This window comes from Microcystis sp. M144S2 (genome assembly GCF_020246065.1).
Classification (GTDB): Bacteria; Cyanobacteriota; Cyanobacteriia; order Cyanobacteriales; family Microcystaceae; genus Microcystis; species Microcystis ichthyoblabe_A.
The window spans coordinates 18199-34001 of the sequence record NZ_JADBTR010000173.1 but is presented as its reverse complement, the minus strand read 5'-3'; the positions used below and the strand labels follow the sequence as shown (position 1 = coordinate 34001).

Here is a 15803-nt window from a genome sequence, read left to right as displayed (position 1 = left end):
TGTGGGGTGTGGGGTGTAGGGTTTTACCGATTTTGAAGGGGTCAATTACCTAATTTTCAGGGAAAAAGTCCCTGAATTTTCCCCCCGATCACTCCCATATCTGGTACTTTTTGATTTACAAAAACTCTAAAAGTCTTAACCAACAAGGGTTTTACTATTATTCAGCAAGCCCTAACTATCTGAGTATAAATTACTAATCCTAGTCTATACCACATCTAACCTAGAGTTAAATTGATCTAAATTATTTTATCCATAGATAAAAAGCTATAAAAGTTATCGGCAAGAAGGGCGAAATCTTTTTCTGAATTACCCTGTATTATTTGTTCAGGAACCCTAATTAAGCCTAACTGTTAATAGCGTAATCATAGGCAATAACATTAGACTCCATAGGTATAAACCAATGGGAAATATTTTCTAGTTTTTGACGGATTTGATCGAGATGATCCTGCACGGGTTGCAGGAAAGTTTCGTACTGTTGCATCTGAGTTTTTAAACGCACTAATGCCAGATTAGCATCGCGCCATTGTCGCTCCTGTTCTTCAAATTCACAAGTTTTTTCCTCTAAATCCGACCATTGCTCGTCAATAGTATCTCTGTTTTTTTGTAAATCCTCTTGTATTCGCTTGATTTCTGCGGCTAAACGTTGACTTTCTTGGAGATTATTTTGATAACTATCCTCCAGGATAATTAACACTGGTTCAAAGCTACATTTTTGGGCATCTTCTGGGGATAAAATTCCCTGTCTCCGGTGCAGAATTTTCCGATGTTGAGAGCGAATAGCTTGCCTTTCTCGAAGATTACGTCTCTGTCCGATCAAGGTTTCCGCCAGCATTCCTTTTCTCTCCTGTTCCTCGGCTAATTCTTCTGCTAAATTAGCTCGCTGGGATTCATCTATTGTGGTCATTCTTGCTTCTAATTCTTCCACGGTTTGGGATTGGAGAGTTAATTCTTCCTCTTGGTCGTTGACAAAAATTTCCAAGCGATCGAGGTCTGTTTGTAGATTGTTAACTAAGCTCTCCAATTCTTCCAAAGGCATTTTTTCAAGAGCTTCTAGATCGATTTTACCATCAAAATCTAGGTCTGCTGCTTGGGCGAGACGAAAAAGCATTTGTCGAGTAGAATCAGTGGTTTGTAGGGTGAGGTTAAGGCGATCAAATAATTCCTGTTTTTGACTCAGAACAGTTTCTTGTATTTGTAGTTGTATTTTCGTTGTTTCCAAAGCACTGCGACTTATCTGTAATTCCCTGGCTCTTTGTTCGAGATGATTGAGCATTTGTTCGTTGGCGACCTGACGATTTTCTACAGCTTTTTTCTGCTCCTCTAAACTCTGCCAACAACTATTTAAAATTGTCTGTTGTCCCTGCACAGATTCAAGAGTTGAATAGAGAATTTGTGAGGGAGAATTGCCCAGATCGTGATTATTAGCTAAACTCTCCGCTAGAGAACGAATAAATTGTTGTTGTTCTGGGGAAAGATTGGGGGAGGAGTTGAAATTTATTTGTTCTTCTTCCAGGTGTCGCTGTTGCTCGATCAATTGTTGTTTTAGGTTTTCCAGTTCTTGTCTTTTGCCCTCTAAATAATCGAATTCTGCTTCTATTCGCTCAATTTGCTCAATTCTTGCCTCCATTTCCATTTTCTGGCGGTTGAGAATCTCGCTTTGATAGGTGAGGGATTGTTTCCACTGATCGATTTTCTCTTGATCTTCCTTATTGCGCTCCATCAAACGGGAAATCTTTTGCAGTTGTCGCACCATCTCTGCTCCCGCTAATTCTGGGTTTCCTTGCAGTTGACGATTATCGCTCAAATTCACCAAGAGAAGCGCACCTTCTCCTCTGAAGTTAGTTTCGTCGTAGGTTAAGATATCGTTCCCCACTATGGCACTCCACGTCTGATCTTTATGCTGACAGGCCAATAGTTTCAATTCGATTTTGTAACCGCTGATAAAACCTTTAGTCTGTTTTTTTACTTCTGCAAGGTATAGCACGAGTAGTCTTCCTGTGTGATGAAAGTTTTTGTAATTGGTTTTAGAGAGAGTTGATGATCGAGGCTGGGAGCGGCCTGTCTATGGTTTCAGTGTACCCATCGGCTGCCAAAAAATTTTTAATTTCTATCATTCGAGTTTTTCTTTTTGAGACATACATTTGTTCTCAATTTTTCCTCTTACCCACTGGAAAATTTTTAATTTTTGAAGATTTTTCAGCATCAATTTACTGAGCTGGTCTCAAAAAATTTGGCAGTCAATCTCATAAATCGGCTGATGTTTTCTGACCCCTTTTACCTCTGGCTGCAGTTTGAATAAGCTGACCACACATCTAAATTATCGGTTAAGACGGCGTGAAAGCGAGAGGCAAGGATAGAAAGCTAGACCTTTTGTACTGAAAATTGCCAAGGCTAGTTTAAATGCAGCAAAGCTTACTGAAAAATATCTTACATAATTAGCTTATCAGATTTATTATTAGTGACAAGAGGAAGGAAGACAGCGTTTCTCCTCAAGATGAAGTATGACGAGATTTGGCATCATCTGCAGACTAACACCTCAAACCAGAGACTTCCTACCTCACCATTAAGATAACTGCTCTAGGTTATTCTAGACTAAAAGAAATAGCGTCTAGTGGGGGAGATTCCGAGAAATTATGCAAGGAAGCTTCAATGAGATTGACATTCCCAGTATTTTACAATTGATTGAATTAGGACAAAGAACAGGAGAACTATTGATGACGATCTGAGTATTGGTGAAAAAGTCGAGAGTATTTTAGAAAATTCCAACTATTCCTGGGGTCTTTTTCGTGAGAAGCTCTCGCTCAGGCTATAGAGATCGAAGCTGCTCTCATTCTCTGGGATATCGCCCTACCAAAACTCGACGATTTAACCAGTCAAGGGGGGGGCTGCTGGCAAGGGTAACAGCCAAAATGGTGGGGGCAACCGATTATTTAAGCAAACCTTTGAGCGAAAATGAGTTATGACTGCTGGTTGAGAGGGAAACCCCCTGATAAATTTCAGATTGCGTTGGAGGCAAAAAATGGGAGCAATTTCGGAGCATCGGGTCAACGGGAACTATTATCGCGCCTCTTTTTCCATTGTTATCCTTGGTGGCCTAGCTAGGTAGGGAGTTATGAGAGAAATATTGCTGGTAGAAGACAGCCAAACGCAACGGGAACTGATCTGTGATCTACTCCGCAATAGCGGCATTAAGGTCACGATCGCCAAAGATGGGTTGGAGGCCCTCGAACATATTCAGAGAGCCGATCCCGATCTCGTTGTCCTCGATATCGTCATACCCGGCATGAATGGTTATGAGGTGTGTCGTCGTCTCAAGTCGGATCCAAAAACCAAAAATATCCCCGTGGTCATTTGTTCTTTGAAAGGGGAAGTCTTTGATCGCTATTGGGGCAGGAAAATCCGAGCCGATGCCTATATTGTCAAACCCTTTGAACCGATTGAGTTCATTTGCACTGTTAAACAACTGCTGCGCCGATAAAATCGCCTTCACCAGGGACAGTCTAGTCATGGTATAGGTCGAGACAGCTAAAAACGCCGCCCCAAATATTACTTACAAGAGAACAAAACAAATGCTTAACAACGCCGATTTTTTTACTGGTGACGCTCAAAATATCGCCCCTAACCATCAGGAATTACAAACTCCCGTCGGTGAACTGCACTTGCGATTTTATCTACCCTCTCAGGACGAGTTTGCCCTTAGTGCTGTGGGCATTCGCGAGGTGATGCAGCAACCACTCGATCGCATTACCCCAATTCCCAATGCTTCACCCTTGCTCCTCGGTGCGATCAATCTTCGGGGTCAAGTGATCTGGGTGGCGGATCTCGGTCAATTTTTGGGGGATAACAGCAACAGCCGCTTAAATACTGATCGATCCGAAATTCCCGTAATTGTGATTGAAGAACAGGAAACGATCCTCGGTTTAGCGGTGCAACGTTTGGGAGATATGAAATGGCTCGACCCAGATAAATTAGGTAGTGCCGTCAGTATTCCCGATCAGATCGCCCCCTATGTGCAGGGAGAGTGGATTCTGGGCCAAGAATTAAAAAAAACCTTAAGACTACTCGATCATCTAGCCATACTCCGTTCTGCCCGTTGGGCGGCTTAAAACCTCAAAAAAATAGCAGAATAGCATTTATAGTAATTATTTCTTGAAACCACTAACTACTTGATCACTTTATCTTTACTAGGGGAGGGGCAAATGCCGTCAGGGAAAGAATACGCGAAACTCTATGGAAAGGCTAACACCGCCTATTGCCAGGGCAACCTTGAGGGTGCCGCCGTCATTGTCAAAGAAATGATCAGCAAGTATCCCGATGATCCCAATGTCCTGCTTTTACAGGGACACATTTATGTAGGACTACAACAATACAGCTTGGCCGAGGGACGTTACGAAAAAGTGCTGGAATTGGCTAAAAATTCTGCCAATTTCTTTGATCTGGTAGATTATGCTCGACGGGGTCTCGAGCAGATTCAGCAATTGCGTTTTGAAGCCGAGAATGGAGATTTTATGATCGCTGCTGCGGAAAGCATTGCCTACAGCGAGGCAGCTTTCGATCCTAGTCAAGGTTTCAGCAATTCTTTGTCTAGGGGGTCGCAAGCGGCTGGTATCGAGCGGCAACAGGAGGTAATGGACTGGGATAGTGGTCTTTTCAATGACGAGGATTTCGGAGAGCCTACGGCGGGTACAGTCAATTCCTATGGCGATGATTTTGGGGAATCGGAGGAAACCGCCTTTAGTTCCCTTATCCTGGCCAGTTCCGGCTCTTACGGTTCCCATTTGTCCGGCGATTCTGGGGATGGAGAACTCCCTTTCCCCTTTTTAGAAGCAGAGGAGATTGACTCGCTGCAGGAAGGGTGGGGCGGTGGGTTAGGGTCAACGGGAGAAGCCGCTTTTATGGCTTCCTCTGACTGGCGGGAAAATCCCGTCACTGGGAGAGATCAGGAGTTATCCTATGCCGATACCCTAGAAGCAAGCACTTTTACCATTGATCCGCACCCGAACCACCGACAAGCGGCGAAAACTGACCTTAATCAGGGCATAGTCACTCAAAAAAGATACGAGGAGAAAGAAACCGGAGATTTTAGGGAACCAAAACTCAATAATGAGGATTTAGACGGTTTTTCCCAACTGCATCTGACGGATATAGGCGAAGAACTGGGGGAATCGGAGCTATTTACCCGTTCGGGAGAGGAAGCTTTAACTGCTGGTTTTGTCCCCGAACCCAGTGCGCGCCTTAATGCCAGTTCTGCTCTGGGAGAGCCTAGTTTTAATCCTTCTCGTTTAAAAATCCTCGATGACAAAAAAGATAGTCATCTTGGCCCTGTTTCCGAGCGCCTGCTCGGGCCAGTGGTGGAAGTCAATCCGGGCAAATTAGCCTTTTTTGTCAATGCTTCTTTAGGCAAAAAACAACTAATCCTAGCGGCTTTAGCGGGTATTACCCCTGTAATCTTAATTTTTGCCGTTAGTACCACCTCTTGGCTATTTTCTCTATCGGCTGCCAAACCGGGCCCGAATAGCAAGGAAAAAACCGAAAAAGTTGCCCCGAAACCAGCCCCAGCCAGCCTTTCCCCTTTCAGTCAACCGGTACTAACCGAGATGTTATTAACTGGACTGGGAGCTTTTGCCCTAACTTGGCTAGGTTTACAGTTGCTCATTAGTCAAATTAAGCGCAGTCTCGACGATTTACAAAGCCAATTCGATCATTTCTCGCAAGGTAATTTTAACGCTAAAGCGACGATCTACTCGGAAGATGAATTCGGTCAACTGGCCAATCGTTTCAATCAGATGGCCCGGGTGGTGGCAACTACCACCACGGAGACCCAACGCCGCGCCGCCGAAACGGAACAGGAACGGGAAGATCTACAAAGGCAAGTGATTCGACTTCTCGATGATGTGGAAGGAGCGGCTCGGGGAGATCTGACCGTGGAAGCGGAGGTAAGTGCCGATCTTTTAGGGGCGGTGGCCGATGCTTTTAATTTGACTATCCAAAACCTGCGCGAAATTGTCCGACAGGTGAAAAAAGCGGCAAAACAGGTGAATCAAGCCAGTACCAATAGTGAATCTTTCGCCCGCAATCAGTCTAGCGATGCCCTGCGGATGGCGGAGGAATTAGCAGTCACCCTTAATTCGGTACAGATGATGACCGACTCAATTCAACGGGTGGCAGAAAACGCCAGAGAAGCCGAAGAAGTCGCCCGCACTTCCTCGATTACCGCCCTAAAGGGGGGTGATTCCGTGGAAAGAACCGTGGCGGGAATTCTGCAAATCCGCGACACGGTATCAGAAACGGCGCGAAAAGTCAAGCGTTTGGCGGTAGCTTCCCAGGAAATCTCGAAAATTGTCGCGGTAGTCTCTCAGATTGCCTCGCGGACTAATTTATTGGCTCTTAATGCCTCGATTCAAGCGGCGCGAGCGGGAGAGGCGGGCCGCGGTTTTGCGGTTGTGGCCGATGAGGTGCGTCAGTTGGCCGATAGAGCTGCTAAATCTCTTAAGGAAATTGAACAGATCGTTGTACAGATTCAATCAGAAACGGGTTCGGTAATGATGGCGATGGAGGAAGGGATTCAACAGGTTATCGATGTCACCGAGCGCTCGGAACAGGCCAAGAAGTCCTTAGAAGATATTATCCAAGTTTCTAACCGCATTGATACGCTGGTGCGATCGATTACCGCCGATACGGTCAAACAACGGGAAAATTCCCTCAATGTCGCCCAGGTTATGCAGTCGGTGGAGTTAACTGCTCAGGAAACTTCCCAAGAATCCCAACGGGTGGCGGGTTCTTTGCAAAAATTGGTGAGTATCTCCCGGGAGCTGCTTTCTTCGGTAGAAAGGTTTAAGATAGACTCGGAAGATAATTAATAATCGATGAGTGGTAATCAGTGGGTTATTGATTAGCCGCTATCCCTCAAGATTGACCGCTAGAGTGAGTAAAGTTATGCCTAAACTTAGTCTCTGCATGATTGTCAAAAATGAAGCCGAAAATCTCCGGCGCTGTTTGGATAGCGTTAAAGGGGTGGTGGATGAGATGATCGTTATGGATACGGGTTCGACCGATGATACGATTGCTATTGCTAAAAGTTACGGTGCCATAGTTCCTAGCTACGATTGGCGGGGGAATTTTTCCGATGCCAGAAATGAGGCTTTAAAATATGTTACTGGCGATTGGATTTTAGTCCTTGATGCTGATGAGGAATTAAATCCCGCTATCGTACCGAAAATGCGTCGGGCAATGGAAAAAGAGGAAAATTTAGTGATTAATTTAATCCGCCATGAAATCGGAGCCGTACAATCACCCTATTCTCTAATTTCGCGGCTATTTCGCCGACATTCTCAAGTTACTTTTACCCGACCCTATCACTCAATTATTGATGATAATGTGGCTATTTTATTAAAAAAAGAGCCTGATTGGAAAATAGTTGAACTGCCAGAAATTGCTATCTTTCACTACGGTTACACCATCGATAAAATAGCCAGCTTAGATAAGTTTGAACGGGCAAGAAAAGCCATGGAGGGCTTTTATCAGCAGCATCCCCACGATCCCTATGTGTGTAGTAAATTGGGAGGGTTATATCTAAAGATTGGCAGGGATAAAGAGGGTTTTAAGCTGCTCAAACACGGTTTAAAATGCCATGGCTCTAATCCGCATATTTTATATGAGTTATATTATCATCTCGCTAATTATTATTATTCAGTGGAGGAATTTAAGCAATCAGCCGATAATTTTATTAAAGCGATTAAGCAGCCAATTTTAGATAAATTAAAACTGGGGGCCTATAATAATTTAGGTTGGTTATTATACGAAGCAGAAAAATACGAAACTGCTTTATCTATCTTTGAGAAAACCGTAGAAATTGATTCTATTTATGCCGATGGTTACTATAATTTAGGACTGGTTCTCAAACAACTGCACCGGCTACCAGAATCGATTAAAGCTTATAAAAAAGCTCTCAAGTTAAACCCCGATAATCCCGCTATTTACCAAAATCTAGGGGTGGCTTATATAGCTTTCGGTAGTTATAATGAGGCGATCGAGATTTGGCAAAAAGGGCTACAATTATTGCAAGATCAGGGTAATGTATCTCGCGCTGAAATGCTGCAAGAAACCCTAGAAGCTCTGGGAGCAAGTGTATTGAGGGATGAACAGTAACTGTTCACCGTTGTCGCGAAGATTGGGAGCAGCCACTGTACTAAAATTCTCAATAGGCAGTTGAAATGCAGTACATCTGATTGCTAAAACCCTGTCTAGTCAACTCCTGTGAGGATTTTTCCGAATTAATTCTTAATAGGATTATCGAGGGGTTAGACGCTGAAGACTTAGGGGGTTTTGATAGAAATTATCAAGAGATAATTGCTGCCGTGTAATTGACCTTGACAAGAAATGCTATAATTTCCTAGTAAGGGGAGGGAATTAATCCCTCTCGGTGTTGCCGTCGCACAATTTTGTCGGTTGCCAGTTCTCGTCAGCTTGTTTGTCAAATATACCAATTCTAGTTTGAATCGGTGCTGTTATGTCAAGATTCAGGGTTTCTGGCTGCAACGGAACTGAAAAATCAAATAATCTATTCCATCAAATCTTCTTACCTTGGACAAAAATAATGAAATTCGAGGAAATCCAAGAGATTCTTAATCGGCAACTGCTCAAGCTTGAGAATCGCTGTCTCAATGACACAGAACAATTATTATTGCGAGGACTTTGGCAGAAAAAGAACTATCAAGAAATTGCCCAAGAAAACGGTTATAGTAGCAGCTATCTTGCCAATGTAGTTGCCCCAGGACTCTATGATAGACTCTCGCAACTGATCGGAGAACCGATCAATAAGAAAAATTTTTTACCTAGACTACAATCTCATTTTAGCAACTCCACATCGCTTCAGTATTACGGTAATGAATATCCCGAGAATGAGCGTCCAGAATACCCAGATGCTCCTGTTCCCTATAATTCTTATTATTATCTAAAACGAACAAAACTTGAAGCAAAAATTATCGAGGAAATCGGACAATCTGGGGCGTTAGTACGCATTAAAGCTCCCAACAAATGGGGGAAAACGTCTTTATTATTAACAGTTTTAGAGGCTTGTCAACAGCAATTCGGTTATCAAATTGTTAGTTTAGATTTACAAAAAGCAGACCAAGACATCATAGCAAATTTTAACAAGTTCTTACGCTGGATCTGCCGTAATTGCGCTCGGCAGTTGAATTTAGAAGCCAAATTAGATGATTATTGGGATGAAGATATAGGAATTAAAATGAGTTGGACAATTTATTTTGAAGAGTATATTTTACGAGAGATAAAACAGCCACTGGTATTGGCTTTAGACGAAGTGCATCGAGTCTTTGAACATCCGAAAGTAGCGGAAGATTTTTTACCTTTAATCCGAGCTTGTTATGAAGAATCTAAGCGATCTCCCCTGTGGCAGAAATTACGTTTAATTATTGTTCAATCCACAGAATCTTATGTTTCTCTGCGATTAGAACAGTCTCCTTTTAATGTGGGATTACCCATAGAGTTACAGGGTTTTGGTCAAGAACAAGTGGCAGAATTAGCCAAAAAATATCAATTAAATGAATTAGCAACCAACGAAATTCAACAGTTGATCGACTTAGTGGGGGGACATCCTGCCTTGATTCATTTAGCGATTTATCATCTTAGCCAAGAGCAAATCACGATGCCAGATTTAATCAAATCAGCAACTACATCAACGGGAATTTATTCCTCTCATTTACAGCTGCACTGGGTCACTTTACAAAAACAACCCGAACTTGCCGGTATTTTTCAACAGATTTGTCAAGGGAATCAACCAATGATAGTCGATCCAATTATTGCTTATAAACTTAATAGTATGGGTTTAATTAAACTCAGAGAAAATCAAGCAATTGTCAGCTGTCAGTTGTATCAAAAGTACTTTATAAGCCAATATACTGGTTCAGTATAAATAAATTTTTGAACCATGGTATTAAGACAGTGATCGCTCAAGCCAATCATTATTAAATATCGTCTGATAAATCCGATTATGAACGTCCATTTTTCCATGGCGTTTTACCACTAATCCAGATAAAAATAACTCAGGTAAATAGGGATTGTTATCAATCTGTATTGCTTCTTGATGGAGGATTTGTCGATACAAGGTTAATAACTGGGGTCGGTTTGGACTTTGAAGAAGGCGATCTTGAATGGTTTTTAAATGTTCAGGTTGATCCTGCATCTCCCAATCTTGAATAATTTTTTCTGCTACTAAGTTGGCCAACCATTGTTCTTCTTGATTAGAGGGGATTGGTTGCTCACTATCCCGCATCAGTTGACAGAGTTTTTGAGTTAAGAAAGGTTGCCCTCCCGTCCAGCTTAAGACTTGTTTGAGCATTGTCTGAAGATTACTGACTTTTTCTGTTAACCCATATAATAAAGGTTGAGCTTCGTGTTCTTTAAAACTTGCTAATTCAATAGCGTTACCAATATTAAAAGGTGTTTTCTGGGGGTCAGTAATTAAAGCTGAAGGTGTGGTAGCACCAAAAAAGGCAAAAGTTAGCTCTTGAAATTGAGGTTGAATCGCTCTCTGGTTATAAAAAGAACGAATTAAAGCAAAAAAGTCAGAGACATCAAATTTTAACCCTAAAATGCTATCAATTTCATCAATAAATATAACAGTCGATTTGCCAGATTGCCGCTGATTAAAATCGTCATTAACTAGAAGAAACTCTTCCATAAATTGTCCTAATCGTTGTACAGGAGGCAGGTCTAATTGTTCACTCCACCAAGCTTTAAAAGTTTTCAATTGTTTGATTAATCCAAAACTGCGGAGCAAATCAACGGCTAATCCTTTATACCATTGTTCGGGGGTAATATTGTCTGTTCCTAGCCGAGTTAAGTCAATTACTGCACATCTAATTCCCTCCTTTTGTAATTGGCTCATCATCCGAACCATTAAGCTAGATTTTCCCATTTGACGTGCATTTAAAACATAGCAAAATAGACCTTGTTTGAGAGCTTTATAAAGATTGCGATCAGCTTGTCGCACCACATAATTCGGTGCATCCATCGGTAAACTGCCCCCCACTTGATAGACAAATTTGGGAGGTTGTTCAGCACTTTTAAGTAGGTCATTTTCAAAGATAAGTTCTGCTTGGGTTGCTTTCAGTACCTCTAAAGTGTTTGTGAGTTCTTTTGTCCGTTCTTCTACTCTTTGTTCTAAGGTTTGATAGAGTCTGGAGTTATCAATAGAGATAGCAGCTTGAGCTGCTAGAATATTTAATAGTTCAACTCTTTCTGAGGTAAATGCGCTGGTTGTTAAATTATTTTCTAAATAAACAATTCCTTTTAATTGACCTTGATTGAGTAAAGGAGTACAAAGAATGGATTTAGTTTTTTTAGCCACAATATAATAATCATTGGTAAATTGACCTGATGAAGTGGCATCATTTAAAACGATAGTTTCTTTTGTCCGAGCCACATAGTAAATAATACTGGTGGGTAAGATAGGAATTGAGTTATCATGGTCGATAGATTCTATGGGAATCGGCTGTAAGATATTAAGCGTTTCTTGATCAATTGTTCCTTGAGCTTCAATGACCCAATTTCCTTCCTGTTCTAAAATCAGACAACTTTTCTGCGCTCCTGCATTTTCAATGACAATTTTCATTAAATTTGTTAGGAGATTTTCTAGTTTAATTTCTCCAGAAATCGCTTGCCAGGCTTTAAGAATAGTGGTTAAATCAAGAACTGCTCCATCATTACCAGTAGTTGAAATAGTGGTACTCAGTCCTTTAGATTTGTTTTGATTGCTGATGCCTAATAAATATTGAGGGTATTCTTCTTCTAATTGTTTAACTTTGGCCTTTGCACCCCAACGAATGTAACAATGATAAGCATTTCTGAGGTATAATTTCCCGATTTCTTCTCTACCTAAAGTAAAATAAAATTCAGAGGCACGCTCATACGCTAAAGCCTCTTCATGGATAAATTCATATTTTTTTGCTCCTTGAATGGCTTTTTCATAAAATTCTTGAGCTTTCCAGTTTTGACCTAAGACTCTCGCTTTTTCTGCTTCAACTAGATCATATTTATGTTGAAAATTTGCTGGACAATGACTAGACCATATTGCCATCTTCTGCTGATTGTTATCTACTTGTTGTAGTAATTTTCTTTGATCATTTTGCTCTGTGTCATGATAATAAGCTAGAAAACTCAAAGATGAATAGAAATTATGTTGAGGAGAAATCAAAAATGAGTTTATAGTTGGGTTTGAAATATATTTAAGTCCTCTTTCTCCATAAGTAACTGCCGACTTGTAAATCTTAAGAAGATAAAATAATAATAGTTTAGCAAAGTAAATCAGAAAAAGTAACCATTCATTGTTAGTCTGATTTAATTGGTCTAAAACTGCATTTTCTTCTTCAGTGGATTTACCGACAAATAAAGCAATTTCTTTTTTTAAGCTTTTTTGTAAATTATTGACTATATTATAAGAAATTTCTTGGTAAAAAGAGGAAAAAGTTTGCTTGAGTTTTTTAATAACTCGATTATACTTGATATATTCCTGTTCAACTTCTTCCAAATGATAACCTCCCAACAGTCTATAAATACAATAGTCTATAGCTACATAAGAGGCAAACTGGTTATCCCCTACATCTAAACCGATTTGAAAACTCTTTAGTAACTCGTTATCGATCTCTTTATTTCTCAGATACTCTTTCCAGTGATATATACATCCATAATGTGTCTGTATAATAAGAGCTTGTACTTGACGAATATTATATTTATCGAGCAATTTAAGGGCTAATTTACCAAATTCATATCCTAAATTATAATTATTGATAGAGCCACATAATATCATTCCATAGTAGCTATATGTTGCTGCTGATTCAGGAGAATTTCCATGGTTGATAAATAAATCAATCTGTTTGAGGATTATTTTTATATGTAATAGGGGATCAGTAGTTGCCGTCGAAGACATTATTTGTTGTAAGATTTGAATGGCTTTAAGCTTATAGGGATCAGTCATAACAGGAAGGCTTTCTAAATCGTCAATTTTCCTTTTTTGTAGAATTAAATTTAAGGACTTATTAATGCTTTGATTAATATTACTTTTGCCATTTCTTCTATAAATTAAAATTCCCAGTTCTTTCAAAGTTTTTAAAGCGGTATCAATCGCCTGATCAGGTTGAAAATTTGCATAATAAAATTCAATCTTTATCTGATATGTTTTGACTTTATCTAAGATCGATTTAGCTTGGTTAATAATGATATTTGAATAAAATAAAATTTGCTGAAATTCTGTATTAAGAAAGAGAGAATGTAATTTTTCTTCATGAAGTTCTAAAGTCAATTGATACTGCTCACTCCAACTATTAGTTGTTAATAAACTGAGACCAGAATCTAAATACTTTAATGCTGTTTCATAAGCAGTTGATGCTTTAGCTTTTTTAGCAGCTTTAAGATTTAATTCTGCCAAATTATCTTTTTCTTGTTGCTCGGTAATTAGCTCAGAACCTTCATTAAGTTGATTAACAATTTCAAAAATATTGTTTAATAATTCATCGTCTGTAATGTTTTTTAGCAGTAGGCGACCAATTTGTAGATGAGTCCTTTTCTTTTCTTCCTCTGGAATTAAAGAATAAACTGCTTGCTGCACTCTGTCGTGTAAAAATTTATAGGAAACACAGTTAGAATACCCACCCAAAGTTTCAGTTTCTAAGAGTTGCCTCGATAATTCTTTTGAATCCCAGAGTAGAGCTAGTTTATAGTTATTATCTAATGGTATTACTAACCCTTTATCAAGGGCTAATTGTAGTTGTTGAGCCGTAATATGTTGAGATGTATTATTTACAATAGAAAGAGCTTCTAGACTAAATTGATTACCAATACAAGCGGCTAATTTTAGAATATTTTGAGTTTTTTGAGCTATTTTTTTTATTTTATGGGTCATTAAATCAACGACATTATCGGTAATTGATAGACTTTTAATTTCGGTAAGATCCCATTGCCAATAACTTTGCTTATTATTTTCCAATTTAGTAGAGGAAGGATTAAATATTATGAAACCATCTTGGTATAAAGAATAGAGAAACTGAGCGATAAAAAAGGGGTTTCCACCTGTTTTCTGTGTCACCAAATCTGCCAAAGGCATAGTAACTTCTATCGAACAACTTAAGGTATCAGCAATTAATTGATTAATGTGCTTCATCTGCAAAGGAGCAAGAGTAATTTTCGATACAGAAACTTGTGATTGCTGAATTTTCTCTAAAGTATTCATTAAAGGATGAATCGAACTAACTTCATTATCTCGATAGGCTCCAATTATCAGAAAATATTTAATGTCAGAATCTGATATTAATTGTTCAATTAAGTTTAAAGAGGGTAAATCTGCCCATTGTAAATCATCGATAAATATCACTAATGGATTTTCTTTTTGAGAAAAAACATTGACAAATCGTTTAAAAAATAAATGAAATCTATTTTGACTTTCACTTCCTCCTAATAGTTCAACAGGTTGCTGTTTGCCAATAATTTTTTCAACTTCGGGAATAACATCGATAATAATTTGACTGTTCTTACCCAATGCTTCCAAAATTTTCTCTTTCCAAGCTTGCAGGATATTTTCTGGCTCACCTAGAAGTTGACGGATTAAGATTTGAAAGGCTTGAGAAATAGCTGAATAAGGAGTATCTCTTTGTAATTGATCAAATTTTCCTCTAATTAATCGCCCTTGTTTATATGTAACTTGTTGGTAAATTTCATGAACTAAAGCTGATTTCCCAATCCCTGAATAGCCAGAAATGAGGATCATTTCAGTGGTTCCTTGGCTAACCCGATCAAAAGCCTTCAAAAGTTGAGTAACTTCCCGTTTTCGACCATATATTTTTTGAGAAATCTGAAATTTCTCAGTCAGATCCTGACCACCTAAAGAAAACTGAGCAATCTGTCCTAACGTCCTTAATTGGTGAAGACAGATTTCTAAGTCAGCTTTAATACCCAAGGCAGTTTGATATCTTTTTTCTGGGGTTTTTGCGAGCAGTTTGTTAATGATATTAGAGAGAGTTAAGGGAATCTCTGGAATGAGTTGATGAACAGGTAAAGGTTGTTGGGCAATATGACAATGAACTAACTCCATAGGATCGGTGGTTTCAAAGGGCAATTGATTGGTTAAAAGTTCATATAAAGTAACTCCAAGGGAATAAAAATCACTACGGTAATCTAGACCTCGGTTCATTCTCCCTGTTTGTTCTGGGGCAATATAAGCTAAAGTCCCTTCTAATTGGTTAGGAGGACAAGCTGTGAAAAATTCTTGGGATAAACGGGTGGAAATACCAAAATCAATGATTTTCAGTTGTTCGCTTTCAGGGTTATAGACAATATTAGATGGGTTAATGTCTTTGTGAATAATATTAGCCTGATGAATAGCAGCTAACCCCTCAGTTATTTTAATAGCGATCAAAAGAAAGTTTTCCAAATTTAACTTATCTTGAGATAGTAATAACTCTAAAGATCGACCTCCAAAATCTTCTAAAAACATTATCAAACTATTATAGTGTCGCTGTAAATCATAAGCTTTAACAACACTGTCTATGTTCAAAGAACGGATAATTTCATATTCCTGTCGATAACGGGTAATCTCTGAAGGAGTTGGATAATTTTCTTTAAGAATTTTAAGAATAATCGGTTGAGCATTTGCCTTAAAAATACCTCGATAGACTAGAGAACTAGAACTTTCATAAATTTTTGTGATTAGTTGATAATCTTTCATAACTCACTTTTTAATAACGTTTTTACTTATTTTCTACCATTTGAGCGGAAAAATGTCCATTAAA

8 protein-coding genes and 1 pseudogene are annotated in these 15803 nt (G+C 39.3%); 7 read left to right on the top strand and 2 right to left on the bottom strand.

The features are described from left to right. The first annotated feature begins 1 nt into the window (after position 1). A pseudogene (locus IM462_RS19880) lies at positions 2 to 197 on the top strand (hypothetical protein). Positions 198 to 343: 146 nt separating this feature from the next. Here IM462_RS19880 and hmpF read toward each other — a convergent pair. Then, positions 344 to 1984: a pilus motility taxis protein HmpF gene (hmpF, locus tag IM462_RS19875; protein ID WP_287703161.1), complete on the bottom strand. Its 1641-nt coding sequence runs from the start codon at positions 1982 to 1984 to the stop codon at positions 344 to 346. Between the two features lie 649 nt (positions 1985 to 2633). On the opposite strand from hmpF, the gene IM462_RS19870 reads away from it, so the two are divergent. The 6 genes from IM462_RS19870 to IM462_RS19845 all read left to right on the top strand — a co-directional run bounded on the left by IM462_RS19870 (position 2634) and on the right by IM462_RS19845 (position 9934). Further along, entirely contained in the window at positions 2634 to 2726 is a 93-nt protein-coding gene (locus IM462_RS19870; protein WP_228009813.1) for a DUF4388 domain-containing protein, read from the top strand. A gap of 386 nt (positions 2727 to 3112) precedes the next feature. Next, a complete protein-coding gene (locus tag IM462_RS19865; RefSeq protein ID WP_287703159.1) occupies positions 3113 to 3478 on the top strand; it encodes a response regulator transcription factor in 366 nt (121 codons plus the stop codon). A 91-nt stretch (positions 3479 to 3569) separates the two neighbouring features. Then, positions 3570 to 4106, top strand: coding sequence for a chemotaxis protein CheW (locus IM462_RS19860; protein ID WP_287703158.1), 537 nt, complete (start codon positions 3570 to 3572; stop codon positions 4104 to 4106). Positions 4107 to 4199: 93 nt separating this feature from the next. Further along, complete coding sequence (locus IM462_RS19855; protein WP_287703156.1) at positions 4200 to 6860, top strand: methyl-accepting chemotaxis protein; 2661 nt, start codon at positions 4200 to 4202, stop codon at positions 6858 to 6860. 76 nt (positions 6861 to 6936) lie between these two features. Next, complete coding sequence (locus tag IM462_RS19850) at positions 6937 to 8148, top strand: glycosyltransferase (RefSeq protein ID WP_287703154.1); 1212 nt, start codon at positions 6937 to 6939, stop codon at positions 8146 to 8148. 448 nt (positions 8149 to 8596) lie between these two features. Next, the gene (locus IM462_RS19845; protein WP_287703152.1) at positions 8597 to 9934 is read left to right on the top strand and encodes an AAA-like domain-containing protein; all 1338 of its coding nucleotides are present in this window, start codon (positions 8597 to 8599) and stop codon (positions 9932 to 9934) included. A 21-nt stretch (positions 9935 to 9955) separates the two neighbouring features. Here IM462_RS19845 and IM462_RS19840 read toward each other — a convergent pair whose 3' ends face one another. After that, on the bottom strand, positions 9956 to 15739 hold the full coding sequence (locus IM462_RS19840; RefSeq protein ID WP_287703150.1) for an AAA family ATPase: 5784 nt from the start codon (positions 15737 to 15739) through the stop codon (positions 9956 to 9958). Between the last annotated feature and the right edge of the window lie 64 nt (positions 15740 to 15803).